Annotated in this window: 23 protein-coding genes; 17 read left to right on the top strand and 6 right to left on the bottom strand. The window is 42.3% G+C overall.

Annotated features, from left to right (window positions below; genetic code table 11):
• The first annotated feature begins 21 nt into the window (after positions 1-21).
• Positions 22-1,164, top strand: coding sequence for a dTDP-4-amino-4,6-dideoxygalactose transaminase (gene rffA / locus F6K63_RS22225; RefSeq protein ID WP_009148972.1), 1,143 nt, complete (start codon positions 22-24; stop codon positions 1,162-1,164).
• Positions 1,165-1,299: 135 nt separating this feature from the next.
• Here rffA and F6K63_RS22220 read toward each other — a convergent pair whose 3' ends face one another.
• Positions 1,300-1,488, bottom strand: a complete 189-nt coding sequence (locus F6K63_RS22220; protein WP_131827115.1) for a hypothetical protein — start codon at positions 1,486-1,488, stop codon at positions 1,300-1,302.
• Positions 1,489-1,638: 150 nt separating this feature from the next.
• Here F6K63_RS22220 and F6K63_RS22215 point away from each other — a divergent pair, with 150 nt between their 5' ends.
• Together F6K63_RS22215 and F6K63_RS22210 are read left to right on the top strand one after the other, a co-directional pair.
• Positions 1,639-2,655, top strand: a complete 1,017-nt coding sequence (locus F6K63_RS22215) for a lipid II:glycine glycyltransferase FemX (RefSeq protein WP_009148971.1) — start codon at positions 1,639-1,641, stop codon at positions 2,653-2,655.
• 200 nt (positions 2,656-2,855) lie between these two features.
• Entirely contained in the window at positions 2,856-3,998 is a 1,143-nt protein-coding gene (locus F6K63_RS22210; protein ID WP_229414650.1) for a glycosyltransferase family 4 protein, read from the top strand.
• A 155-nt stretch (positions 3,999-4,153) separates the two neighbouring features.
• Here F6K63_RS22210 and F6K63_RS22205 read toward each other — a convergent pair whose 3' ends face one another.
• Entirely contained in the window at positions 4,154-5,821 is a 1,668-nt protein-coding gene (locus F6K63_RS22205) for an alkaline phosphatase family protein (protein ID WP_044494346.1), read from the bottom strand.
• 442 nt (positions 5,822-6,263) lie between these two features.
• Here F6K63_RS22205 and F6K63_RS22200 point away from each other — a divergent pair, with 442 nt between their 5' ends.
• The 3 genes from F6K63_RS22200 to F6K63_RS22190 all read left to right on the top strand — a co-directional run bounded on the left by F6K63_RS22200 (position 6,264) and on the right by F6K63_RS22190 (position 10,862).
• On the top strand, positions 6,264-7,991 hold the full coding sequence (locus F6K63_RS22200; protein WP_131827116.1) for a cellulose-binding protein: 1,728 nt from the start codon (positions 6,264-6,266) through the stop codon (positions 7,989-7,991).
• Positions 7,992-8,164: 173 nt separating this feature from the next.
• Positions 8,165-9,208, top strand: coding sequence for a glycosyltransferase family 2 protein (locus F6K63_RS22195; protein ID WP_009148962.1), 1,044 nt, complete (start codon positions 8,165-8,167; stop codon positions 9,206-9,208).
• A gap of 430 nt (positions 9,209-9,638) precedes the next feature.
• Entirely contained in the window at positions 9,639-10,862 is a 1,224-nt protein-coding gene (locus F6K63_RS22190) for a glycosyltransferase family 2 protein (RefSeq protein ID WP_009148951.1), read from the top strand.
• A gap of 84 nt (positions 10,863-10,946) precedes the next feature.
• On the opposite strand, the gene F6K63_RS22185 is transcribed toward F6K63_RS22190, so the two are convergent.
• Positions 10,947-11,171, bottom strand: coding sequence for a hypothetical protein (locus F6K63_RS22185; RefSeq protein WP_154659878.1), 225 nt, complete (start codon positions 11,169-11,171; stop codon positions 10,947-10,949).
• A gap of 852 nt (positions 11,172-12,023) precedes the next feature.
• On the opposite strand from F6K63_RS22185, the gene F6K63_RS22180 reads away from it, so the two are divergent.
• From F6K63_RS22180 to F6K63_RS22145, 8 genes are all read left to right on the top strand, one after another.
• Positions 12,024-14,216 (top strand): GumC family protein, encoded by a 2,193-nt coding sequence (locus F6K63_RS22180; RefSeq protein ID WP_063747945.1) that lies wholly within the window; start codon positions 12,024-12,026, stop codon positions 14,214-14,216.
• Positions 14,217-14,673: 457 nt separating this feature from the next.
• Positions 14,674-15,939 carry a glycosyltransferase family 4 protein gene (locus F6K63_RS22175; protein ID WP_009148942.1) on the top strand — a complete coding sequence of 422 codons (1,266 nt, stop codon included), beginning with the start codon at positions 14,674-14,676 and terminating at the stop codon, positions 15,937-15,939.
• A gap of 228 nt (positions 15,940-16,167) precedes the next feature.
• A complete protein-coding gene (locus tag F6K63_RS22170) occupies positions 16,168-17,184 on the top strand; it encodes a glycosyltransferase family protein (protein ID WP_044494313.1) in 1,017 nt (338 codons plus the stop codon).
• A gap of 135 nt (positions 17,185-17,319) precedes the next feature.
• Positions 17,320-18,678 carry an oligosaccharide flippase family protein gene (locus F6K63_RS22165; protein ID WP_009148936.1) on the top strand — a complete coding sequence of 453 codons (1,359 nt, stop codon included), beginning with the start codon at positions 17,320-17,322 and terminating at the stop codon, positions 18,676-18,678.
• Between the two features lie 97 nt (positions 18,679-18,775).
• Positions 18,776-19,585, top strand: a complete 810-nt coding sequence (locus tag F6K63_RS22160) for a 2OG-Fe(II) oxygenase (protein ID WP_009148933.1) — start codon at positions 18,776-18,778, stop codon at positions 19,583-19,585.
• 367 nt (positions 19,586-19,952) lie between these two features.
• Positions 19,953-21,368, top strand: coding sequence for a hypothetical protein (locus tag F6K63_RS22155; RefSeq protein WP_044494311.1), 1,416 nt, complete (start codon positions 19,953-19,955; stop codon positions 21,366-21,368).
• Positions 21,369-21,534: 166 nt separating this feature from the next.
• A complete protein-coding gene (locus F6K63_RS22150) occupies positions 21,535-22,545 on the top strand; it encodes a glycosyltransferase family 2 protein (protein WP_009148925.1) in 1,011 nt (336 codons plus the stop codon).
• 297 nt (positions 22,546-22,842) lie between these two features.
• A complete protein-coding gene (locus tag F6K63_RS22145; protein ID WP_287251617.1) occupies positions 22,843-23,430 on the top strand; it encodes a serine O-acetyltransferase in 588 nt (195 codons plus the stop codon).
• On the opposite strand, the gene F6K63_RS22140 is transcribed toward F6K63_RS22145, so the two are convergent.
• Positions 23,423-23,671, bottom strand: coding sequence for a hypothetical protein (locus F6K63_RS22140; RefSeq protein ID WP_287313131.1), 249 nt, complete (start codon positions 23,669-23,671; stop codon positions 23,423-23,425). The two genes, F6K63_RS22145 and F6K63_RS22140, sit on opposite strands and share 8 nt — an antisense overlap.
• A 15-nt stretch (positions 23,672-23,686) precedes the next feature.
• Between F6K63_RS22140 and F6K63_RS22135 the strand changes: the two genes are divergently transcribed.
• Positions 23,687-24,244: a Uma2 family endonuclease gene (locus F6K63_RS22135; RefSeq protein ID WP_009148920.1), complete on the top strand. Its 558-nt coding sequence runs from the start codon at positions 23,687-23,689 to the stop codon at positions 24,242-24,244.
• Positions 24,245-24,400: 156 nt separating this feature from the next.
• Here the strand turns inward: F6K63_RS22135 and F6K63_RS22130 are convergent, their stop codons facing one another.
• Complete coding sequence (locus tag F6K63_RS22130; RefSeq protein ID WP_009148918.1) at positions 24,401-24,613, bottom strand: type II toxin-antitoxin system HicB family antitoxin; 213 nt, start codon at positions 24,611-24,613, stop codon at positions 24,401-24,403.
• Positions 24,610-24,834 (bottom strand): type II toxin-antitoxin system HicA family toxin, encoded by a 225-nt coding sequence (locus tag F6K63_RS22125; protein WP_044494309.1) that lies wholly within the window; start codon positions 24,832-24,834, stop codon positions 24,610-24,612. The genes F6K63_RS22130 and F6K63_RS22125 overlap by 4 nt, the downstream gene beginning before the upstream one ends.
• Before the next feature lie 31 nt (positions 24,835-24,865).
• Here F6K63_RS22125 and F6K63_RS22120 point away from each other — a divergent pair, with 31 nt between their 5' ends.
• Positions 24,866-25,102: a hypothetical protein gene (locus tag F6K63_RS22120; protein WP_287256913.1), complete on the top strand. Its 237-nt coding sequence runs from the start codon at positions 24,866-24,868 to the stop codon at positions 25,100-25,102.
• Between the two features lies 1 nt (position 25,103).
• Positions 25,104-25,490, top strand: a complete 387-nt coding sequence (locus tag F6K63_RS22115) for a type II toxin-antitoxin system VapC family toxin (protein WP_287313130.1) — start codon at positions 25,104-25,106, stop codon at positions 25,488-25,490.
• Positions 25,491-25,534: the final 44 nt, after the last annotated feature.

The following is a 25,534-nucleotide window of genomic DNA, read 5'->3' as shown; positions in this document are numbered from 1 at the left end:
ACTAATAATTGCTAACTAAAAATGGAAGTTACTTTGTCAACTATACCTTTTAACCGCCCTGTTACTGTCGGAACGGAATTTGAGTATATCCAACAGACCATCAAGAACATGGATCTTTCCGGTGATGGTGCTATTACCAAACAATGTCATGCTCTACTCGAACAAATATTGTCAATTCCAAAGGTTCTGCTAACCACTTCCTGCACCCATGCTCTGGAAATGGCGGCACTACTATTAAACATCCAACCAGGGGATGAAGTCATTGTTCCCTCCTTCACCTTTGTCTCTACCATTAATGCCTTCATCTTACGAGGTGCTCAACCTGTCTTTATCGACATCCGCCCGGATACCCTCAATTTAAATGAAGAGAAATTAGAATCACTGATTACCCCTCGCACCAAAGCCATTGTCCCTGTACATTACGCCGGTGTAGCATGCGAGATGGATGCTATTTTGGAGATTGCTGGGCGCTACGGTATACCAGTTGTTGAGGACAATGCTCATGGACTATTTGCTAAGTATAAAGGCAAGTATCTAGGTACATTTGGTTGTCTAGCTACCCAGAGTTTTCACGAGACTAAGAACTTTACCTGTGGAGAAGGTGGCGCACTGTTGATCAACGACCCGCAGTATATCGAACGTGCTGAGATTATCCGGGAGAAAGGAACTAATCGCACTCGCTTCTATCGCGGTCAAATTGATAAGTACACCTGGGTAGACATTGGTTCGAGTTATCTCCCCTCAGGCATACTCGCAGCTTTCTTGTATGCTCAGCTAGAAAGTCGCCAACAGATTCAGAGCAAACGACAGCAAATTTGGGAGTACTACTACGAAAATCTCAAGGATTGGGCACCGGAGTACGGTATCCGCTTGCCAATTGTGCCAGAGTACTGTGACCAGGCATACCATATGTTCTACGTACTCTTACCGTCCCTAGAGAAGCGCCAAGCCTTGATTGCTCACTTAAAAGCTCAAGGCATCTACAGCGTTTTTCACTATCTGCCATTGCACTTGTCTGATATGGGACGAGAGTTTGGGGGCAAAGAAGGAGACTGCTTGGTGACTGAGGATGTAAGCGATCGCTTACTTCGTCTGCCCTTTTACAACGATATGACTGAGGCTGACCAAGCAAGGGTTGTGGCATCAATTAAGAAATTTTTCTGAACTTTACCAGAACTTTAAGACATACAGGACTTACGCAAAATTGGGTAACAAACACTAGAAATAGTAGGGTGAGACCCTACAAGTAGAGTTACTGCGTAAGTCGTGAAATAAATAGATAGGTGAAAATCAGCCCAGCTATCTAAATCGATAAATCCAATACTCAAGCGTTCGCGTAGCGTGACCTTTCGGGCAAAGCCCGACGCTGCGCGAACGGTCAATCGCATTTTTCCCTTCTTGATGCAATAGCGAGTGGGGGAAACCACGGCAATAGCGAGTGGGGGAGACCCCCAAGACCGCGCTGCCTCCCCTGTTCCGAAGCTGCATCGCTTTGTTGATGTTTCCAGGTAAGCGATTGACCGTAGGTCACGCTACGCGAACGCTTACTTTGTATTCTCTTTGGTCAAGATTAATCAAGCAATTCACTAGGGCATTTCTAATACTTAGGGTCACAAAAATTAATTATAGGAGTAGTCAATGAGCCTATCAATTACCAAAACCTATCTCGCTAATTCTGAAGAATGGGACAAAATTTGGCAACAATGCAATTATTCAACTTATTTTCATTCAAGAGAATGGGCTGAAATCTGGAATACCTATACTCAAGGAGAATTTCGTCCAAACCCTCTAATTATCCTATTCTCAGATCAAAAAAGAGCTTTGATTGCCCTTTCCTATAAACTTGGAAATCAGAAATTTATCAAGAAATACTCATCCTCACCAGACGGAACCTTTGGAGGATGGATTTCCGCAGACGAACTTACCATTGACCATGCCATTTTACTAGTTAAATTTCTCGATAAAAATTTTTGGGGTAAATTAAGTTGGCGAGTAAATCCTTACAATGAACTAGCTAGTAAAGCTGTAGCCCTAAGTTGTGTCAGTGAACAAGAGGAGGATACCACTCACGCCATTAACTTAGACGTGGGTTTTGAAACAATTTCCAAAACTTGGAAAAAGGGCGGTAGTTCTATGGCTCGAAAAGTCCGAAAAGCTATCAAGGAAGGAGTTTCAGTAACTACAGCATCTACCCTAGACCAATGGTGGGAATATTATCAAGTTTATCAAGATTCATTACGACGATGGGGAGATAATAGTCTTGGTAGCTATAATTGGGAACTTTTTAAAACAATTTTTCAACTTAAGTCACCTAACGTTAAGCTTTGGCTAGCCCACTATCAAGACCAAATTATCAGCGGAGCACTATGCTTCTACGCCAAGAAACATGTGGTGTATTGGCATGGCTCATCCTTAGAAAAATACTTGAATCTAAGACCAGTTAACTTAGTTATGTATGAAATTGTTAAAGATTCTTGTGAACAAGGATATTCTTGGTTTGATTTTAATCCTAGTGGTGGATTGCCAGGAGTTATAGCATTTAAGAAAAGTTTTGGAGCCGAGCCTCTTGACTGTTATATGATCTATGTTGATAATAAGTTGAGGCGTATGGTGAAACCCCTGAAACCTTTAAAGAAAATCCTAATGCCGTGTTAACCTAGAGCTAACTAAGCAATTTTGCTTAGTTTTTTTAAAAAATCCCTAAAAATGATTACATTAAAAAGTAAACTACTGGGGAGCAATAAATTATCAATCAATTTAATAATACTGCTGGTTTAACATCAAATACTTTACTAATAGGGAGCTATAATTGAAGCGGTACATTTTGATGGCAAGATTCAACCTTCGTAAAACCGATGATGCAGCCCTTGAGAGTTGGTTTTTTCTCTTCTCAGAATTATTTAGATAAAAATACTTTTTCTGGCACCCTTTATTATATGCATAGGTCTCTGGCATCAAGAGACCTTCAGTTGATTAATCTCGGCAATCCCAAAAAAGTATCCTATTGGCATAAGCTAGTCAAGCCTATCCAATTAATCCATTCATTTTTAGGTTTCAAGTCTTCTGATCACAATGAACAGCTCAATCGATTCATACTGACAGTTCAAAGACAGTTCAAAGAAACCCCATGTGATTTACTATTTTGCCCCGTTGCATCAGGAGAATTAAGTTTAATTGACACTAGTATTCCTATTATTTTTTTATCCGATGCCACTCCGAAGCTAATCAACAATGAATACTATAAAATTTACCGAAATATAGAAGAATTTGAACTAGGAGAAAAACAGGAATTTACTGTATTATCAAAATCTCATAAACTAGTTTATTCTTCAGACTGGGCTGCCAAATCTGCCATTAGCGACTATCAGGCAGATCCAGAGAAAGTTGAAGTAATTCCCTTTGGAGCAAATTTAGATGATATCCCCTCAGTATATCAACTATTTTCCAAGTGTAATGCTTCCCGTTGCCGTTTATTGTTTATTGGTAAAGATTGGCAGAGAAAAGGTGGAAATATTGCCTTTGAAACTCTGATATCTCTGCTCAACATGGGAATTGACGCTGAGCTAGTTATGCTTGGTTGTGTGCCACCGGATGACATTAAGCATGAGCGGCTCAACGTCATTCCTTTTTTGAATAAAAATAATCCTAAGCAACGAGAGGAACTTAATCAATTATTTTTGCAATCCCATTTTTTGATGTTTCCCACCCGTGCTGATTGTTCACCAATTGTGATTTGTGAGGCTAATGCATTTGGTCTCCCTGTAATCACAACTGATGTCGGAGGAATTCCGACAATTATTAAAAATGGCAAAAATGGTTATATGTTACCGTTATCTGCCTCAAGTGATCAGTATGCTAGTGTGATAGCAAATAACTTTGGTGATCGGGCAGTCTATGAACAGTTAGTAAAGTCTTCTAGAGAAGAATACGATCAGTCTCTAAATTGGGATAAATGGGCAGAACGTATACATCGTGTGATGATAAGCATGTTCAATTGATTCCTGTCGGATTTGTGAGATTTGGAATAAAATGAAGAGGGGAAAGAGGAGTAAAAATATCCTCATCCCCTCTTTACCTTATCCCTCATTTCTAATTTACAAAGACTTAACTATGAGGGCAATGTTTCTGACCACACTCTAAGCCGGTAAGCATATTAACCGTTGACAAGCTCTTTTGCTAGCAATGGTAGTGGCTTACCTTCAAAGTATTCAGGAATTGGTGCACCCATCAATTCCAAAATTGTGGGGGGAAGATCAAGAGCATGACCGCCTCCGAAATCAACACCGGACGCAATATCTGGACCTGCGGCGATGATAAATCCCTCAGGGCGATGGCTGCCAGCACGATAATGGGGTACAGGACCAATACGTCCAACATCAGGACTTTCCACCACATCTGTGGCATACTCATCTTGCCAGACAAGTACCAAGTCGGCATCAGACAGCTTACAATTTCGCTCAGTGGGCGACTTCCGTGTCCTGATGATCTCCTTGACCATGGGTACACCTTTTCGGGCATCTTTAAGAGCGTAAAGCTTTTGGATCAGTTCATCACAGAAAGCATCATACTCCGATTCCGGTACCAATCCTTGGGGTTCTCGTCCCTGAAGATTGATACGGATATACCCTTCTGAAAAGCTTGGTAGGGCAAACGCTTTCATCTTGTGCCAGACCGGTGCATACCAAGCGGCTGGTTGGAAAGGTACTACATCGGTTTCCTTCGCTAGCCTGAATGGGGAGATCAGATCGGGTTCTTGAGAAGAATCTAACCATGGCTCGATTAGTTTGAAAAGCTTGGTGGGAGTTTCTCGTCTCAAAAACCTTTTAATGGGATTAGGATCATACTTGGTACCCCACAGATGTCGCTCCCAATAGTTCCATTTCATTTTGGTAATTATCGGTTCAGGGGGTGTTCCCAACTCAGTACCATTAGCCAGGGCAAATTTCCCAGGGAAACTAAGGCGATATAAAAACTCAGGCAGGAAGGTGGTGCTGGGGGCATCCATGGTGTTAGGACCCATGCCATGAGCGGAGAAAATGACGACATGAGCATCCTTTGGTGCTTTGGCTAAAATCTTGCCGATTGCCCGATCAATGGCTTGAAAGCCTTCGAGCATGGGATCACCTGAAACACGGGAACTAAAATGCTCATAGAGAGGATGTTCCGGTTGACTCAACTGCCAGAAATTGTGACCCAGTGCATGGGCTTCGCCAAACACTGTTAAAAACAAGTCCCAAGACTCTCGTTCCAAGAGATCTTGACAAATAGTAGCGCGACGGGAGATCCCTGTCTCCAGAAGTTTCCGAAGTCGAAGTGTTCCCTTTAAATCAACACACACAGCATAGTCCTTATGGAGTCCTGGATGTTCTCCATGTTTGTCAACCAGTTCTTGGAACAGTGAAGCCGGTAAAGAGCCACTAGCTACTTGAGGAGAATGGGCTCCCCAAGCTAAAACCTGGGGACCATTTACCTCCTCACAGAGCCGAGTTTGAGGCATGTCAAAGACTGCCACTCGATAATCTTCACCCAGGGCATAAAATGGAGGATACTCACTATAGTCATAGGCGGCCTTGGTGTAGCACTCATAGCTACCTTCTCGGAATCCCAAGGGAGACCAGTACCCAGTTGTGTGAGGCGAGCAGCCAGTCAAAAATGTTGTCCAAGGCGTTTCTGCACTAAACGCTTCAAAATTTTTCAGGCGTCCATAGGTTCCCTGGTCGCGCAAACGACGCATAGTCTGGAGATGTCCCTGAGACATCCATTTCTCAAGGACAGAGGGCTGAGCTGCATCTAGTCCAATGACAATAACAGGCTTGTTCATTTCTCTAAAAGTAAATGTTAATACTGGAGATGCAACCTGCAACTTAACCAGGGGCATTTGTGAATCTTGGCAAGTCTTAGAGTGACATTAAACTCGATTTGGTCTATGTTATACAACAGCTAAGTTTACCGTTATACCCCTGCTTTGATCTTTACCTATGGATTTCTAAAAATCCTTCTCGTTATTATAACTTTATAACAAGATTAACTTAAATTAATATATAGCGTAAGCTTTTGATAAAAATCTCTAGAGCAAAAATCCGGATAGCTGTTTTTTATTAAGTATATATTAGTGGTGATAATTACCAGCCATGTAAGCAGTAAGCTAATGGGCGTGCGTCACAGGCTATAAGCCTGTGCCACGAACGCTACTTGAGTGAAGTCAGCTTACCAATAACTTCCAATTATCAAGTCAGTTTTGCTAGCCCTGATAGTTAAAATTAGTGTACAGTATAGTTTTTAATAAATTCCAAATAATTACATTATTTTTTTTGAGTTTTTGTCTAACTTTATTCATTGCGCTTCATCCAACATATCCTGAACAATTTTATCAAAAACTTAATATTATTTTAAGTAAATCAACGGTTCAAAACTCTCCGTTTACAACTCCTAAATTAGGAACTAACCTGAATGGAATTGCTGATTGGTCAACTGAACTTCCTTTCTTAGATGCCTTCAAATCGTCGAGACCATGGATTACTCAATGTGTCTCTGGAGAAACAGGCTGTAGTGGTTCGTGGGATACTGAGGAATACGATAAACTGGATTTAGACGAACAGGGCTGGGTTAAGTCTTTACCTGCTCCAGAAGCTCCTCCTGAATATACTCGTGTGGCTACACTACTTTTTACAGGGATGAAAAATTATCCAGCTGGAAAGTATGTGGTTTTATACGATGGAGAAGGCACTATAGAATATAAGTTTGATGCCACCAAAGATGAGGTAGCGTCAAGGCCAGGAAGAGATGTAATTAATGTAACGCCATCCGGGGCTAGTATCTATTTAATAATTACCGCTACGGATCCTAATAACACGGGTAATTATATTCGCAACATTCGTGTTGTTCAAGCTAAGTATGAAGATACTTACGAGTCTGAACTTTTTAATCCGGAATTCATCAATAAAATTAAAAAATTTAAAGCCATCCGTTTTATGGACTGGATGGAAACCAATCATTCTAAGCAAAGGGAATGGGCAAATATACCAAAAGTAGATGATGCCTCCTACGCTTACGGTAAAGGTGTACCTGTAGAAATCATGGTTAAACTGGCCAATCGAATTGGTGCTGATCCATGGTTTAATATGCCCCATCAAGCTACAGATGACTATATCACTAATTTTGCCCAAATAGTTAAAGATACCTTAGATCCAAATCTAAGGGTTTATGTGGAACTGTCTAATGAAGTGTGGAATTGGCAATTCCAACAAGCTAACTATGCGTTAGCTCAAGGTCAAGCTAGGTGGGGCAAGGATAAAGGAGATGCATACATGCAATGGTATGGAATGCGTACTGCTCAAATGTCTGATATTTGGAAAAATGTATTTGGTAGTGACAGCAATCAAGTGGTGTCTGTTATGGCTACCCATACCGTATGGCTTGGTTTGGAAAATGCTGCTTTGGATTGTCCTCTGTGGGTAGCAGAGGGTAATGCCCCTTGTTATCAACATAGTATTGATGCTTTTGCGATCGCGGGATATTTTAATGGCAGCTTAAACGCGGAAGAAAACGAAAGCACCATAGAATCTTGGTTGAATGAACCCGATGGGGGAGTGTCAAAAGCGTTTAAGCAGATCAAATCCGGGGGGTTACTTCCCAAAGAAGAAGACTATGAGAGTTTAAGTGATATTGATCAAATTTTTAACTATCATCACAAAGTAGCAGATAAGAGAAAACTACAGTTAGTGGTTTACGAAGGTGGTCAACATCTTGTCAAGTCCGATAATCAAAAACTAACTGAGTTTTTCATTGAGCTTAATAGACATCCAAAAATGTATAAAATTTATACACAACTCCTGAATGAATGGAAGAATCAGGGCGGTGGCTTATTTATGCACTTTTCTGATATCAAGAAGCCCAGTAAATGGGGGAGCTGGGGGGCTTTAGAACATGTATACCAAAAGAGTTCACCCAAGTATGATGCCTTAATAGACTTTATCGATCAAAATTCCTGATCCTGTAAACTTCCCTAGAAAGCTATACAAGGGTGAATCTGTTACAGTTTAATCTGGCTAAAATTTTTCACCAACAACGATAGCGTTAGGGAAACAGCGTTTCAGTGCTACCTCTGCGTTTCAATTCCTTGCCTAGTGCAAGAAAAGAGCTAAATTTTCAAGGCAGTTAAACGATGAACACTCTCTCAGCTGTAGAATACAAAGCCCAAGGTTTGAAGCAAATTGGATTAGTTGTGATTGGACGCAATGAAGGTGAACGCCTACGCCAGTGTTTACTGTCTGTGATTAAAAACGTGGCTCGTGTGGTTTATGTCGATTCTGGCTCCACAGATGACAGTGTGGAAATCGCTCATTCTTTAGGGGTAGAGGTGATTGGACTCGACCTATCTAAACCCTTTACTGCAGCTCGTGCTAGAAATGCGGGATATATCTATCTCAAACATTTAGAGCCAAATCTTAAGTTTGTCCAATTCGTGGATGGGGATTGTGAGGTAGTAGGGGGATGGCTCAACTATGCTCAAAAGGAACTGGAAGCCAACCCTAATGTCGCTGTAGTCTGTGGTCGCCGACGAGAGCGCTTCCCTGAAACATCTATATATAACCGATTGTGTGACATGGAGTGGGATACACCAGTGGGTGAAGCTTCCGCTTGTGGTGGTGATGCAATGATGCGCACAGAAGCTTTTGAACAAGTCGGAGGGTTTAATCCTACTCTAATTGCTGGTGAAGAACCGGAATTGTGCTTGCGGCTGCGCCAGAAGGGTTGGAAGATTTTTCGCCTAGATGCTGAAATGACTTTGCATGATGCCCAAATGACACGTTTTAGTCAGTGCTGGAAGCGGTTCTTGAGAGCAGGTCATGGTTACGCTGAGGGAGCCTGGTTACACGGTCACACTCCAGAACGCCATTGGGTCAAAGAAAGCCGGAGCATTTGGTTCTGGGGATTACTCTTACCTATATTAGTATTTGCGATCGCATGGCTCACCCATGGCTTGAGCTTATTGCTGTTGTTGGGTTATCCTCTGATGACTTACCGGATCTATCGTCATAAGTCCCAGACAGGTTTGAGCTCAACAGATGCTTTACTTTATAGTCTGTCTTGCATGATCGGCAAGTTTCCTCAGGTCCAAGGTCAGATTCAATTTCACCTAAATCGATTGCTCGGACAGCGTAGTAACTTGGTTGAGTACAAAACTGTACTTAATACTAACAGTTAGATAGCGTTTGTATTTGAGTTGTAAACAAAGGATTGATAGCAAAAGGTAATAGTAAACAGGTAATAGTAAACAGGTAATAGGTAACCTTAAACATTATCAAATAAATCTGATTTTATTGTTTTTTATTTAAATTTTATTAGATAATATCTGGATATGTATCATTTATCTCTAGGTTTGTTTTAGACTTTAACGATTATTTATTGGCTCTATATAATATATATTTTTTTGTTAATACTTATCAAAAAATATAAATAAAGTTTTTTTTGTTGACTAAAACCTCTGATCTGTTCCCTAATCACTATTCCCTAATCACTATTCCCTAATCACTATTCCCTAATCACTATTCCCTGTTCCCTGTTCCCTAATCACTATTCCCTGTTCCCTGTTCCCTAAAAAAATAACTTATTTTAAGCTTTAAGGATGTTGAATTGTGTTAGCTAATCAGCCATTCATCTCATTGATTGATATTCCATTCTTGGTAATAGCATTTGCCCTTATCGTTCCAATTACAGTTCTTTTTATTGAATGTAGTGCAGCAATTTTGCCTAATGGCTCTGAGCCATGGTCGGATGCTAGCAAACCCCGACCAACGGTGGCTGTTTTAGTTCCAGCTCACAATGAAGCCTCTGATATCAGTGCCACCCTGGAAACATTACTACCTCAGCTTACGGAGCAAGACCGACTAATAGTCATTGCTGATAATTGCACTGATGACACTGCAGCAGTGGCTCGGAAATCTGGCGCTATTGTAATTGAACGACAAGATCATGAGCGCAGAGGTAAGGGATATGCCTTAGACTTCGGTATGGGGTTTATTGAGCCTAATCCACCGGATGTCGTGGTGGTGGTTGATGCAGACTGTATTGTTGCTCAAGGAACGATTTCACGGATTTCCCGCCTTGCGATCGCTACACAACGACCGGTTCAGTCAACTTACTTAATGACACAACCAGACAACCCGGTACTAAAGGATTTGATCTCTACCCTGGCGGTTAAATTCAAAAATACAGTCCGTCCGAGTGGGTTACATCGACTGGGCTTGCCTTGTTTGTTAACAGGTTCAGGAATGGCTTTCCCCTGGTCAGTGATTCGCAAAATCTCTTTGGCTGGCAGTAAAACAGTTGATGATATGCAGTTGGCTTTGGATTTAGCGATCATCGGACATTCCCCAATATATTGCCAGGAAGCAGGAGTCACAGGTCGTCTGATGAAACAGGGTTCAGCAAAGAGTCAAAGGTCACGCTGGGAGCATGGTCATATCGAGACTTTGCTAAACCAAGTTCCTGAGTTGCTCAAAGAGTCTATTCGTCAAAGACGAATAGACCTATTAGCGATCGCATTAGACTTATGTGTGCCACCATTGTCCCTATTGGTTCTAATTTGGGTGGCTGCTACAGGGGGAGCTTTACTCGGGGGAGCATTGGGAGCATCATGGATAAGTACTATTGTGTTACTCATAGAAGGGGTGCTGCTGTTAATTGCGATTGTTGAAGGTTGGGCTAAGTTTTGCCGAGCAGACTTTCCGCTCCTGATGCTCTTAGCTGTCCCGATTTACATTCTGTGGAAAATTCCCCTCTATCTGGCTTTTCTGGTGGAACCTCAGACCAAGTGGATTCGCACAGAACGGGATGCAGTCGATACCCCATCATCCTAATCAACTGGGGTGCATCTCATATTTGTAAAAAAGAAGGGAAGTGTGGGGAGGGTGGGAAGTGTGGGGCTGACAAGGGTAGGTTTTTTACTTTGGAGATAGGTAATAGGTAATAGGTAATAGGGAATGGGGAATGGGGAATGGGGAATGGGGAATGGGGAATGGGGAATGGGGAATGGGGAATGGGGAATGGGGAATGGGGAATGGGGAATGGGGAATGGCTAATCGGAACCCACCCCTAACCCCGACCAGGAGGGGAAGAGCGGGAGATGGGTCGGTAATCGGTGGAAATTCTGGGAGATTTTCCGACATATTTTGAGAAATTTATTCCCAATGCCAGTACGTACTCGCCCAAATGTAAAAAACCTACCCAAGTGAGGAGATAGGAACCCACCCCTAACCCCGACCAGGAGGGGAATATAGGGAGATGGGGGAGATTTTTATTAAGGGTAATTGTCATAACATGATATTAGCCTTCTATTGCCGAAGAGTGTTTTTGCATGCATTGAGATGCAGCCATCAACTGATTCTACTAGGAGAGATCATTCTCTGGTCCTAGGTATAGAATTGTTATAGCTATAGGATTGCTAATTAATTGTTTCATAATCAGGGTTAATTAAATTTTTAATGCCATAATTTAGCCCACGGAATTATCCTTGGGCTTACCGATTTTGGATCTAACTATTTTAGAGTTTGCCCACAAATCCTATCAAAGATGGTAGCATCATAAGTGTATTATCAAAGAAGTGTATTATCAAAGATAATTAAACCGGCGGCGGATAAGACCAAGTAGTTAAAGTAGGACTACATATCCAGATTAGGAGATGGTAAGATTAAATTTATCTGTAGCCGTAATTTCCAGAATTGGTATAAAATTGATTTACATTTATTAAGATAAATCAAGTTTGACATGACAAAAGTATTGTGAAAAAAATACTATAAATAACCCAAGCCAAAGGAGTTGATAGCACTCCGGAATATTGATAAGTTTTGCTTCTACATCGATCAACTATAGCATCGATGTGAAAAGGGTTATAAACCTGGACAATCCGGATTATTGCCCTGAGAGTTGGTAATTATTAGTGTCTCCCTGCAAAAATTAGCATCCTCTTGGATATACAACAGGGGGCTGAAACCTTATCAACTAGTAAAAGGGGCAGACAATTGCAACAACTAACATTAAACGAGCAAGATGAGTTAAATACTCCTCAAAAAGGATTAAATCTAGGTCCGCTTTTGAGGATTGCCCGACGCCAAGCCATGGTGGTTGCAGGGATTGCAGGTTTAGTGACTGTTGCTGCTACCTTTTTGAGTAGCAAATCTCCCTCTATATATTCAGGTAATTTTCAGCTGTTAGTCGAACCAGTCACATCTGCTGCAGCAATATCCACTGAACCAATGACACTTACTCGGGGTCAGGGAAGAATACCTGGTGAGAGAAATTTTGAACTGGACTATGCAACTCAGATTAAAATCCTAACCAGTCCTGAAGTCTTATCTAAAATCGTCAATAAAATTAAATTCCAGTATCCAGAGTTTAAGCTTGGGCTACTTCAGTATTATTTAACAGTTGAACGTCTCGAAGAAGAAAGTCAAGGTGAAAATACTAAAATCCTATCAGTTACTTATAGTGGGACAGATCCCAAACTAGTAGAGTTGGTCTTAAAGACAACAGCTGAAGAATATGAAAAGTATAGTTTAGAAGACCGAAAAACTCGCATTGGCCAAGGGGTTAAATTTATTAATGAGCAACTTCCTAAATTACAGGATAGAGTTAATATTATCCAAGGAAATTTGCAAAACCTGCAACAGCAGTATCAGCTAATTGAACCTCAATTTGATGGGGGACAATTATCAAACAAAGTTAGTAAAATTGGCGACCAAAAAAGAGATACAACCAGGCAGCTACAAGAGCTAATTAAATTAAAAAACAGCTTACAAAGACAATTAAAACTATCGCCAAATGAAGCTTTAGCTTCTTCTGCCTTGAGTGAAGATCCTAACTATCAGAAGTTACTGGCGGATCTTAAAGAAATAGAAAGTAGAATTGCGATAGAATCCGCCCGCTTTCAGCCAGAGAGCCCTAATATTCAAACCCTACTAGAGCAACGGCAAAACCTAGAAACTCTTCTCAATCGGGAAGTACAACGGATTCTGGGTCAGAACTTAGGAGGTCAACCGATTAACCCCCGAGTGCGAACCCTTCAAAATCCAATTCGTTTACAACTGATTCAACAATTGGTTGATACCACCAACCAAATTGAGGTACTACAGGTTCGTAATCAGGCTCTGATACAAACCAAAAACACTGTTGATCGCGAAGTCCAAGAATTCCCGATTTTTGTCCGTAAGTATAATGATCTACAGCGGCAGTTACAAATTGCTACTCAAACTCTCAACCAACTAGAAACTCAGAAAGAGACCTTGCAGGTGGAGAAAGCTCAACGGGAAGTGCCTTGGGAGATAGTTTCTCAACCTCAGCTTTACCGCGATCCGACCGGTGCACCGATCGGAAAATCTAGTCAGAATAAGTTGATCTTGATGGGAGTTATGGGCGGTTTAGCTTTAGGGATGGGGACAGTTATCCTTTATGATAAGTATCGGAATATCTTCTATGAAATCAAGGATATTGAAGAAGGCCATAATTTACCTGTTTTAGGAGAAATACCATTTAGTAAAAATCCTGAACCATTCAATAATTTTAGTGTAGATTTTGACAACGATGAGGACAGAATTTCTGAGGATAATCGATTTAAAAAAGCATTCGAATCTCTCTACACTAACATGCATTTCCGCTTCTGTAATCCACCCCTTCGCTCCATCGCCATTTGCTCGGCTATGGCTGGGGATGGTAAGTCTAGTGTCGCCTTAAACCTAGCTCACATGGCAGCCTCCAGAGGTCAGCGAGTTCTATTAGTAGATGGTAATCTCCATTCACCTCAACTTCACACCAATTTGAATTTACAGAACTTGCCAGGACTGAGCGACTTGCTATCAAACGACCTAGAGGTTGTGATGGAGCGATCGCCTTTCTCAGATAATCTTTTTGTGTTGACTTCTGGGCAAGCCTTAGTAGAATCTGCTCCAGATCTGGCCTCTCCTCGCATGGAAAAGATTATGGGGCATTTTCAGGAAAAATTTGACTTGGTTATCTATGACACTCCTAATCTACTGAACTATACAGACGCCAATTTCCTAGCTGCCCATACAGATGGAATCTTGATGGTGGTCGGATTCAGAGGAACTAAGAAATCTCAATTCAAGCAAGTCCTCGATCAAATAGACAGGTTTGGCTTAACCTGTCTGGGCGTAGTAGTTAATCGTGTCCAACCATCTTCCCTGACTGTCTCACCCTAGAACATCGGTTCTTAAAGGTTATTCGGTTGTTCGCCATTTTTGAATTAAGAATGTAGAATTAAGAATTTAGAATTCCAAATTCTACATTCTACATTCTACATTCTGCATTCTGACAGACAACCTTGGCCTTTAGGCCACCCTACGCGAATAACCTGCCACCGAAACTTATTCTGCCGGATACGATATTACCTATCCTCCATGGGATCGCAATCCGGATTCTGAGTTCACAGTTAGTAAGAACAATTAATAACATACTGTCACCAAAGTTGCTTTAGTCTAAGGAGGCGGCAAAATTGGTACGGACAATGGAGCCTAATCAGGTGATGTTAATGAAGGCGTTACATCCCTTGAAACATTTGAAGATTTTTCTCGATCTATTCCATCTCTTAGATAAGGTGTCAATCTACGAACTACGAAAAATTCATAGAAACAGACATACCGTTGCCCCGAGTTCACGATGACAATTGCCTATCTAGTTAATCAGTATCCTAAGGTAAGTCACAGCTTTATCCGGCGAGAGATTGCAGGTCTTGAGGCTTGCGATATTCAAGTCAAACGTTTTTCTATCCGTTCCTGCGCCTCTGAACTAGTTGATCAAGCCGATCAACTAGAGCTACAGAAGACTCGATTTGTCTTAGGAGTTGGCATCGTGGGCTTGTGTTTTAGCCTATTACGCACTGCCTTAACCAGACCGATACGTCTTTTGAAGACCTTAGAGCTGACCCTCAAAATCGGCTGGGGTTCAGACCGAGGAGTTTTGAATCATCTAGCGTACTTAGCTGAGGCTTGCCTTCTGCTGGGTTGGTTTTCCGAGTCAGATATTGAGAAGGTTCACGCCCACTTCGGAACAAACTCAACTACAGTAGCGATGTTATGTCATGCTCTCGGTGGACCATCTTACAGCTTCACAGTTCATGGTCCAGAAGAGTTTGATAAATCCCAACTTCTCGCTTTAAGAGAAAAAATCAACCGAGCTGCTTTTGTGGTCGCGGTTAGCTCCTTTGGCAAAAGCCAGCTTTATCGATGGTGCAGCCACAAACAGTGGTCAAAAATCCATGTGATCCACTGTGGTGTGGATGAGATGTTTTTGAGTAAAACCCACACCCCGATACCAGAGGTGCCACGCTTAGTTTGCGTTGGTCGCCTCAGTGAACAAAAAGGACATCTACTCTTGATTGAAGCGGCCCATCAGTTAGCCGCTGAGGGCTTGCAGTTCAAGTTGGTACTAGTGGGTGATGGACCGTTGCGTACGCAAATTGAAGCAACTATTGCCCAGTTGGGTTTGCAAGACCACATTGAGATTACTGGCTGGGCTAGTAATACTGAGGTTCAGCAACAAATTTTAGCAGCACGGGCTCTCGTACTGCCCAGCTTTGCGGAAGGATTACCAGTCGTGCTCATGGAAGCTTTAGCCCTGGGTCGTCCAGTGATTACTACTTATGTTGCTGGGATACCGGAGTTGGTGGGTGATGGCAGCTGTGGTTGGCTGGTGCCACCCGGTTCTGTTGAAGCTTTAACCGCAGCAATGGCTGAAGCCTTAAACTCCCCGGTGGAAACCCTGGAGGAAATGGGTAAAGCTGGGGCGGAGCGGGTGGCTAGGCGGCATGATGTCGCAACAGAAGCCAAGAAATTGTCAGCCCTATTTTTGTCTAATCCTGAACTACCTCCAAAGCAAGCTCCGATTGAGGCACCACCAAGGAGTGCTAAGCTCTCACGTATTTAAATTGTGAATCAAATTGTGAATCGGGGCAACAGATGAGCATTTTCGGCGTTGCTGAATTGAAGTATGAATTTATTTGTCTTGTTTCAGTAACGCCCCCGTGGGTCCCCCAAAATTGGGGGACTTGAAATTATCTTTCTCCCCCAGAATTGGGGGTTGGGGGGCAAAATCATACCTGTAATTAGCAACGCCCCATTTTGAATAATTTCCCTTATTTGTAACAGTTAGCTGATGCGTTTTGTATTTTTGCTTTCAGACTTTTCAACAAGCACCACTTGGCAGGGAATATACCGTGTCCTTCGCCGTCCTAAGCTAAAGCCAATTCAGAGTTGGGTCAGGCGTAGGTGGCTTTATAAATCCGAAGTAAACGGCGGAGACCTGAATATCATGCGTCACTGCTTGGCAGCTCGGGAATCTGGGGCTGATGCAGTAATTGCCACCATGACTGGTCGTAACACCTTTGGTAATACTTGGGGGATTCACGATCTACCCTTTATCCGTTGGGCAGATCGTCGTCCCGATGATGTATGCATTATTCCTGATTGGCTCACACTATTGATCAATGATGTCAAAGGACCAGCGATCGCTTATCTCCAGGTTCCAATTTTGGTTAAAGCGGATTTTGACTATCGAGATAGCCGTGTGGCTCTTTGGACAGACTCTCCCTTCATGAAGGAAATATGCGAAGCCACTTATCCTGGCAAAGACATTGAGATCGTTCCCAATGTAGTTGACAACAAGGCATTTCCATTTATTCCTCAAGCAGAAAGAGAAGCAGGTTTGGTCTTCGCCTTTCCCAGAAAAGGTCCTGAGTTCATCACCGAGACTGAGGAATGGTATCAAAAGTTAGGTGGTACATACTGGAGATTTGAGCGTGTGGATGGACTTCCCTTTCACGAACTAGCAAAGCAGTTTAGACGACCACAAGTCTTCCTGGCATCTGCAGAGGTTGAGGGTTGTGCCCTTCCTCCCCAAGAATCCATGGCAGCAGGAATTGTGGTAGTGGGCAAGACTGCCCGTGGGGCAAATTTCTGCATGGAACACCGTAAGACTGCTATGGCTGCCGAGACTCCTGAGGCGGCAGCACGATGTCTTTTGGAACTAGAGCATGCAGAACTTCGTGACAATATTTCACGCAATGCTCACGACTATATTAGTCGTTATTTCTCATCTCAAGAGCCAGCCCGTTTCTGGCAAAAGACCGTTCGCGAGTATTCATCTGGTGCTCAACAACTATTATCTACCTAGCTGTAACTTAAAACCTACATTACACAACATGCTCAGATATCAGCTGTAGAGCCAATCTTTAAAACTAACTAAATTATCTGATGCCTTTAAGTCTGCAACCCCACCCATCCCGTCTACCTACTCGGAAATCTAACCATGTCCTCATCACTTAAAAAACAACTCCTCCGTGGGGCTATTTGGACAGTAGCTGGTTATGGAACAAGTCAGTTTCTGAGACTGGCAAGTAATCTTGTTCTGACCCGCCTGCTTGCACCAGAGTTTTTCGGCTTAATGGCTCTAGCCAACGTTTTCATCATTGGCTTACGGTTATTCTCCGATGTCGGTATTGGTGCAAGCATCATCCAGAATAAACGTGGGGATGACCCAGTTTTTCTGAATACTATCTGGACTATTCAGGTTTTGCGGGGCCTTTTGCTGTGGGTGGCTTGTCTTATAATTACTTGGCCAGTTGCCCACTTCTATAATAACCCGCAGCTGTTATGGCTGATGCCAGTAATTGGTGTGATTCCACTGATTGAGGGATTCAACTCCACTGCTGTGTGGAGCCTCAACCGCCAGATGGCATTTGGCAAGATCATGATGTTTGAGCTGGTGGGGCAATTGTCCGGCCTGATCTTGATGGTCACTTGGGCTTTTGTCAATCGGACAATCTGGGCTCTTGCTATTGGAAATGTGCTGACGGCATTGGTCAAAATGGTAATGAGTCATTGGTTAATTCCTGGAAAATCAAACCGCTTTACCTGGGAGAAAGAGGCAGCTAACAGCATTTTTTCCTTCGGGAAATGGATATTTATTTCAACGGCCCTTACCTTTCTCGCGACCCAAGCCGACCGACTAATTCTAGGCAAATTGTTTTCATTTGAGCTATTGGGAATTTATGGTGTTGCCTTTAATTTAGCGTACCTACCTTCCCAGGTAATCTCGGCAATTAGTTCCAAGGTGCTTTTGCCAACGTTTTCTCAGCTGGCTGATTTGCCTCGGGAAACCTTTCGGATCAAGATTTGGTACAATCGGCAACTTATCCTAGTGGTTGCAGCATTGATGTTGACAGTCAGTACTGCTTTTGGAGATGTTGCGATTTTTATCTTATATGATGAGAGGTTTTATGAGGCGGCTTGGATGTTACCAATCCTGACCCTAGGCATCTGGCCTGCATTATTAATTGATACCGTTCAGCAAGCCCTGATGGCTCTTGGCAAGCCAAACTATAACGCTTACAGTCAATTGGTCAAGAGTCTTAAGGTTTGTATTGGCATACCCCTAGGATTTTATCTGATGGAAAAGTTGGGAAATGGAGCACTCGGAGCAGTAGTCGTGATTGCTTTCAATGACATTCTCCCTTATCTAGTAATAACTTATGGTCTCTGTCGTGAAGGGCTTTCCTTTATTAAGCAAGACCTCTGGGCTACTGCACTACTGTTGACATTACTGATGTGGGTGATTTGGGCTCGATATATGTTGGGTTTTGGATATCCCATCAGTGGACTTTTTTAAAACAGGGAACAGGGCACAGGGAACAGGTAACAAAAATTATTACAATCTATTTAGGATTGCTATTATTTAATAAAACTAAAATTAATTAAAAAAACTAATGGATGATAAAATGTATTCCAAATTAAACTATTGCCTAGAGCCAGAAAAATTAACTAAATTTGCGAATGATAATTGTGAAATATACGCCCAGTCTGAGCCATTTCCACACATTATCATGGATAACTTTTTTCCAGAAGATGTCCTAGATAAGATTCTGAATGAGTTTCCTAAAGCTGATGCAATTGATTGGCAAAAGTTTGATGCTGCACCAGAAAAAAAACTGGCCTCAAAATCGGAAATACAAATGGGAGAGTACACCCGATTTTTTCTGTATCAGCTCAATTCATCAACTTTCCTTAACTTTTTAGAAACCTTAACTGGCATTGATGGAATAATCCCTGATCCTCATTTTGTTGGTGGTGGCTTACATCAGATCGAAAAAGGTGGTTACTTAAAAATCCATGCTGATTTCAATCGCCATACAAAATTGCGCCTTGACCGCCGCTTAAATCTTCTGATCTATCTCAACAAAGATTGGCAAGAAGACTATGGTGGTTATTTTGAAATGTGGGATAAAGAGATGACAAAGTCTCAGAAAAAAATTCTCCCCGTCTTCAACCGATGTGTCATATTTAATACTACCGATTTTTCCTATCACGGACATCCTGAGCCATTAACTTGTCCAGAAGGACGGACTCGGAAATCCTTGGCACTTTACTACTACAGCAATGGCAGACCAGCTGAAGAGCTTTCTAATAGTGGCGACCATTCTACATTATTTAAGGCTCGACCAGGAGAAAAAATACAACTTAAAAAATCTCCAGTAACCAAAGTCAAGAAATTTATTAAGAAGTTAATTATTGAGTAAGAATTCAGCGGTCAGTGGTCAGCGGTCAGCGGTCAGCGGTCAGCCGTTGGCCTTTGGCACCTCAAGTAGCGTGGAACAGGCTTCTGGGAGCATGTCACCTTTGTAATTAGGTACATAGATCCCCCCTAGCCCCCCTTAAAAAAGGGGGGAATTAGATTTAAAAGTCCCCCTTATTAAGGGAAACGGGGGATCTGAACAGGGATTAACAAAATTGACATGCTCCCCAGGGTTCGACGCTGTGACCTAACCCATAAGCTGATCACTGATAGCTGATAGCTAATACCTGATAGCTGATAGCTGATAGCTGATAGCTGATAGCTGATAATTACTCAAACAACTCTGTTCACGTTCATGCCCAAAAAAGCCAATGAGTTTTTTAGTCCCCATCGTCATGTTCGGCTGGATTCCAGTTGTTCTTTATCTCTTCATGAGAATTCCAGCTCAGCGGGCAGTCATTGTGAGTTTCATCGTAGCATGGCTATTCTTACCTGTGGCAGAATATGCTTTGCCTGGTCTACCTGACTATACTAAGATGTCGGCAACTTGCTACGGTATTTTGTTGGCTACTTTTATATACGATGTTGGGCGTATTAGCTCCTTTAAATTCAGCTGGATTGACTTGCCCATCCTGATTTGGTGCCTATGTCCATTGGCTTCATCTATTACGAATGGCTTGGGGGCTTACGATGGTTTCTCTACTGTTTTGACGCAAACCTTGACCTGGGGAGTACCCTATTTTCTCGGTCGGATCTATCTCAATAACTTGAGTGGATTACGTGACTTGGCAATTGGGATTTTCATGGGGGGGTTGGTATATGTTCCCCTATGTTTGTACGAAATTCGTTTTAGTCCCCAGCTCCATAGGATATTGTACGGCTTCCATGCTCATCCTGACTTTGGCCAAACAATGCGTTACGGGGGATGGAGACCGACAGTATTTATGATCCACGGTTTGCCAGTGGGTATGTGGATGATGGCAGCTAGTTTAGTGGGAATTTGGCTATGGCACACTGGGGTGATCAAACAACTCTGGAATATTCCCATGAAGTGGCTGGTAGCTGCGTTGTTGATCACATTTATATTGTGCAAATCCACTGGTGCCTATTTTTTACTACTCTTGGGAGTTGGCATCTTGTTTGTGGGCAAGCAATTTCGTACTGCTTTGCCAGTCTTTATCCTAATTGGGCTTATTTGTTCTTACTTATACATTAACTCACAGACTGAAACCTACGTTAGTGATCAGATTATCTCAAATGTATCGAGTGTGGTTCCTGCAGACCGTATCCAATCCTTACAGTTTAGATTTGATAATGAAGAGCTACTTGTAGATAAAGCACGGGAACGGATCGTGTTTGGCTGGGGAGGATGGGGAAGAAGTCTGATCTTTAATGACAAGGGTGAGCAAGTTACAGTTCCAGATAGTTTGTGGATTATTGCGTTTGGTGAAACTGGTACCGTTGGACTAGCCAGCCTGACCACATCCTTACTAATGCCGGTGTTGACTATGTTTTGGTTCCGTTGTCCAGCCGAGTTGTGGCCAAAGCGGCAAGCGTCACCAGTGGCGGTGCTGACCGTGGCCGTAGCGTTATACATGGTGGAATTTATGCTCAATGCCCATGGTAATCCAGTCTTTGTATTGGCTTGTGGAGGACTATCAGGATTGGTGATCCAAGAACCTACAACCAATAAGGTTAAAAAAGTCCCGGCATTGGCAGCCCAGCGTTATCGTAATCAAAATCGTAATCAAAATCGTAATCAACGAAGACAAGTTCAACGGAATTAGGGATGATATAGCAGGGAGTAGGGAGTAGGGAGTAGGGAGTAGGGAGTAGGGTAAAAAATCTGTGTAAATTATTACGATCAACAACAGGATTTTGTTACTAAAAAAATATAAATTAACTAACAAATAATAATTATTTAGCTAAGGAAAAAAAACGCCAAATTTAGTTATGTCTAATGAACTAAAAAACAATCCCGTAAATTCTTTACTTATAGTAATTGTTAACTACAAAACCCCTAGTTTAACTATTGATTGCTTACGCTCTCTAGCGGATGAAATCCCAGGTTTATCGAATACTCAGGTGGTAGTGGCAGATAATGCGTCTGGGGATGGATCGGCTGTTGCCATTAAAAATGCGATCGCAAACGAAAACTGGGGTAGTTGGGCATCGGTGATGGCACTAGAGCACAATGGTGGATTTGCCTTTGGCAATAACGCTGTGATCCGCCCAGCCCTGAAGTCTAATCAGCCACCGGATTATGTGTTGTTGCTCAATCCAGACACCATTGTTCGTCCTAGGGCGATCAAAACCCTGGTGGAGTTTATGAGTGACCATCCCCAGGTGGGTATTGCTGGCTCTCGCCTGGAAGAGCCTGACAGTACCCCTCAGTGTTCAGCATTTCGGTTTCATACCGTCCTCAGTGAGCTAGATTCTGGTTTGCGTCTCGGTATCGTATCGACATTATTATCGGAGTGGGTAGTTTGGCCACCGATTCCTGACCAACCCTGTCCAACGGATTGGGTAGCTGGGGCAAGTATGATTATTCGCCGGGAAGTGTTTGAGCAGGTTGGCCTGATCGATGAAGCGTATTTCATGTATTACGAAGAAATGGACTTTTGCCTGCAAGCCCAGAGAGCTGGCTGGGAATGCTGGTATGTCCCTGAAAGTCGCGTAGTCCACTTAGTTGGACAAAGTTCAGGTGTTACCGACACCAAGCGTCCACCCAAACGCCGACCCCAGTATGTGTTTGATTCTCGACGACGGTATTTTCTTAAAAACTATGGTTGGTTTTACGCTGCTCTAGCGGATCACACCTGGGCTTCTAGTTATTTATTGTGGCAATTGCGCCGAATGGTTCAAGGTAAGCCCGATAATGACCCACCCCAGTTACTTACTGATTTTCTGCGCAATAGTGTGTTTTGTAAAGGAGGTGCTTTTAGTAGTCCGAAGATTTCGTGATTAGGTTTCAGCTATCAGCTATCAGCTTTCAGTTATCAGCTTTCAGCTATTAGCTATCAGCTATCAGTTATCAGCTATCAGCTTTCAGCTATTAGCTTTCAGCTATTAGCTATCAGCTATCAGTTATCAGCTTTTAGCTTTTGAATAAAACAGGTAAGCATTGGTTTAATCTGAGTTACGTCAGCTGACCGCTGACCGCTGACCGCTTACAATTCCCGATTCCCGATTCCCGATTCCCGATTCTAAATTCTAAATTCTAAATTCTTCATTCTAAATTCTACATTCTAAAAACAGATTATGGTGATGCCAACAGATTTAACGGCAAATTCTACCCAGCCAAAAACCGATAATTTGGGACTTTGGCAACAAATTAAAGAAGATTGGAAAGCCCATGGTTGTGATTGGACTAAGCCGGGATTTCGGGCTGTAGCGGTGCAGCGGTTTGGAGTTTGGAGAATGAACATAGAGCCGAAGTTACTACGGGCTCCGTTTAGTATTCTCTACCGAGCATTATATCGTAAAGTTCGTAATACCTATGGGATTGAATTACCTTACACCGTAAAGCTTGGTCGCCGAGTAATTATTGAGCATCAAAGTGGGATTGTGATTCATGGGGATTGCACCATTGGTGATGATACTATCCTCCGTCAAGGAGTAACTTTGGGGAATCGTTACTTAGATCGTCCTTTGGATGCCCCCATTTTAGGAAAAAGTGTCAATGTTGGGGCTGGTGCCAAGATTTTTGGCAAGGTTACTATCGGTAATGGGGCAAATATTGGTGCTAATGCTGTAGTTTTATCTGATGTACCTGCTGGCGCAACGGTAGTGGGAATTCCTGCTAAAGTTATTAAGGTGCGTTCTTTTGAAGAGAATGGCTCTAGTTGAAATGTAAACAAGGGAATCGGGAATCGGGAATCGGGAATCGGGAATCGGGAATCGGGAATCGGGAATCGGGAATCGGGAATCGGGAATCGGGAATCGGGAATCGGGAATCGGGAATCGGGAATCGGGAATCGGCTTGTCTATTGCTAGCATGCCTATTGCTAGCATGCCTATTGCCTCTTGCCTCTTGCCTCTTGCCTGTTACCGACTGCCGACTCCCTTTATTATATACTAATAGAGTCACTGTCTTGAAATTGTCATGATTGCTGATCCAAGCCCCAATTACATTTCAAACGAAGAGTATCTATCCTACGAAGAAGATAGTGCCATCAAACACGAGTATATTGATGGAGAAGTCTATGCCATGGCTGGCGCGAGTGATGCCCATGTTACTATTGCCGGTAACTTATTTGCTCTGTTAAGAAATCATGTCAGGGGCACTGGCTGTCGGGTTTATATGGCAGATATGAAAGCTTATGTCGAAGCATCCAATAGTTATTATTATCCTGATGTTTTCGTGACTTGCGATGCCAGAGACCGAGAATTGAGCAATTATAAAAAATATCCCTGTTTAATTGTAGAAGTTTTATCTCCAAAAACTGAAGCCTTTGACCGGGGTGATAAATTTTATGATTATCGAAAACTAGACACCTTGGTGGAATATGTTTTAATTAGCCAAAACCGTCAACGCTTAGATTGCTTTCGCCGGAATTCCGAGGGAATTTGGACATTGCAATTTTATGATCCGGGCAGTGAGATTCATCTAGAAACTGTGGATTTTAGGACTAGTATTGAAGCTTTGTATGAAGATGTATAGCGCAAGGCAATAGGCATGCTAGCAATAGGCAATAGGCATGCTAGCAATAGGCAATAGCGATGCAGCGCTGCTCCCTGCTCCCTGCTCCCTAAAACCCAGATATTTGTACCTCACAAGTCGTAAAATTGCTATAATAGGTTAATGCTTACTTTTAGGCTAATTTAATGCTACCTCTAGTATCTTTGGAGTTGGTAACTCTTTATTAACTTGGCTATAGGCGTACACCAAATCCTCTAAAACTTCCTTAGCATTCTCAAGAGCTTCCTCATAGGTGTCACCGTGGGTACGAGCATAGTTACCCCATTCGGGTAAACTAGCCACATAAGAGTTATCTTCCTCTGACCATTGAATTAAAATGCTATATTTCATGATTCATCCTCCTGTTCTAATTGTGCCAGTTCTTTGAGTACTTCTATTACTTCTTTTTCTTGATAAGGCTTGGAATCGTTACTATCTTTACCAGACAGAACTACAGGATTTGTGATTAGTGGATGAACCCAATAAGAATGACTACCTTTTCCCCGCTTAGGCAAGAGTTGAAATCCTGCTTTCTGCAACATTTGTTTTAATTGTCTTATTTTTTTCGGCATGCCAATAACTATAACATACTTCCTAAGACTTATGCGTGACCTAGAACAACTGACCAAAGATATTCAAGAACTACCAGAAGACGCTCAAAACATTATTGCCGATATCATTGAGGTGTTCAAAAAACAGTATGTAACGAAAAAACCGGCATCTCTTAATCCTCTGGAATTAGACAATCAACCTTTTATTGGTATGTGGAGTGATCGACAAGATACTCAAAATAGTAGCGAATGGGTGAGAAGAATTAGACAAAAGCATTGGCAGGGGTAAAATGGCAGTAATTCTAATTGACACTGATATTTTGATTGATCTTGCCAATAACGACTCACTTGCTAAAGAACGCCTGGTAAGAGAATCTAAAACATCTCTATTTCAAATCAGTATTATTACTAAACTAGAATTAATTGTTGGTTGTCGAAATAAACAAGAATTAGACTCTTTGGATAAATTCCTCAGACAGTTTTCTATCATTCAACTCAATGCTCAGATATCCCTCAAAGCAGAACAGTTGATGGGCCGCTACTATCTCAGTCATGGACTCCTAATCCCAGACGCTCTAATTGCTGCTACCGCTATTGAAAATCAAATTCTTCTACTCAGTAAAAATCAACGAGATTATCGCTTTATCTCAGAACTCAATCTATTGAAATATCCATAACGTTGATGGAAAACTCTCCCCGATTCCCGATTCCCGATTCCCGA

Origin of the sequence: Moorena sp. SIO1G6 (genome assembly GCF_010672795.1) — a bacterium.
GTDB classification, from domain to species: Bacteria; Cyanobacteriota; Cyanobacteriia; order Cyanobacteriales; family Coleofasciculaceae; genus Moorena; species Moorena producens.
Note: the sequence above shows the minus strand (reverse complement) of the source record. Positions and strands in the feature narration are given on the sequence as shown.

Coding starts and splice junctions, on each gene's coding strand:
- rffA (WP_009148972.1), top strand. CDS start 22: ATGGAAGTTACTTTGTCAACTATACCTTTTAACCGCCCTGTTACTGTC.
- F6K63_RS22220 (WP_131827115.1), bottom strand. CDS start 1,488: ATGCAGCTTCGGAACAGGGGAGGCAGCGCGGTCTTGGGGGTCTCCCCC.
- F6K63_RS22215 (WP_009148971.1), top strand. CDS start 1,639: ATGAGCCTATCAATTACCAAAACCTATCTCGCTAATTCTGAAGAATGG.
- F6K63_RS22210 (WP_229414650.1), top strand. CDS start 2,856: ATGATGCAGCCCTTGAGAGTTGGTTTTTTCTCTTCTCAGAATTATTTA.
- F6K63_RS22205 (WP_044494346.1), bottom strand. CDS start 5,821: ATGAACAAGCCTGTTATTGTCATTGGACTAGATGCAGCTCAGCCCTCT.
- F6K63_RS22195 (WP_009148962.1), top strand. CDS start 8,165: ATGAACACTCTCTCAGCTGTAGAATACAAAGCCCAAGGTTTGAAGCAA.
- F6K63_RS22185 (WP_154659878.1), bottom strand. CDS start 11,171: ATGTCGGAAAATCTCCCAGAATTTCCACCGATTACCGACCCATCTCCC.
- F6K63_RS22175 (WP_009148942.1), top strand. CDS start 14,674: ATGACAATTGCCTATCTAGTTAATCAGTATCCTAAGGTAAGTCACAGC.
- F6K63_RS22170 (WP_044494313.1), top strand. CDS start 16,168: ATGCGTTTTGTATTTTTGCTTTCAGACTTTTCAACAAGCACCACTTGG.
- F6K63_RS22165 (WP_009148936.1), top strand. CDS start 17,320: ATGTCCTCATCACTTAAAAAACAACTCCTCCGTGGGGCTATTTGGACA.
- F6K63_RS22160 (WP_009148933.1), top strand. CDS start 18,776: ATGGATGATAAAATGTATTCCAAATTAAACTATTGCCTAGAGCCAGAA.
- F6K63_RS22155 (WP_044494311.1), top strand. CDS start 19,953: ATGAGTTTTTTAGTCCCCATCGTCATGTTCGGCTGGATTCCAGTTGTT.
- F6K63_RS22150 (WP_009148925.1), top strand. CDS start 21,535: ATGTCTAATGAACTAAAAAACAATCCCGTAAATTCTTTACTTATAGTA.
- F6K63_RS22145 (WP_287251617.1), top strand. CDS start 22,843: ATGGTGATGCCAACAGATTTAACGGCAAATTCTACCCAGCCAAAAACC.
- F6K63_RS22135 (WP_009148920.1), top strand. CDS start 23,687: ATGATTGCTGATCCAAGCCCCAATTACATTTCAAACGAAGAGTATCTA.
- F6K63_RS22130 (WP_009148918.1), bottom strand. CDS start 24,613: ATGAAATATAGCATTTTAATTCAATGGTCAGAGGAAGATAACTCTTAT.
- F6K63_RS22125 (WP_044494309.1), bottom strand. CDS start 24,834: ATGCCGAAAAAAATAAGACAATTAAAACAAATGTTGCAGAAAGCAGGA.
- F6K63_RS22120 (WP_287256913.1), top strand. CDS start 24,866: ATGCGTGACCTAGAACAACTGACCAAAGATATTCAAGAACTACCAGAA.
- F6K63_RS22115 (WP_287313130.1), top strand. CDS start 25,104: ATGGCAGTAATTCTAATTGACACTGATATTTTGATTGATCTTGCCAAT.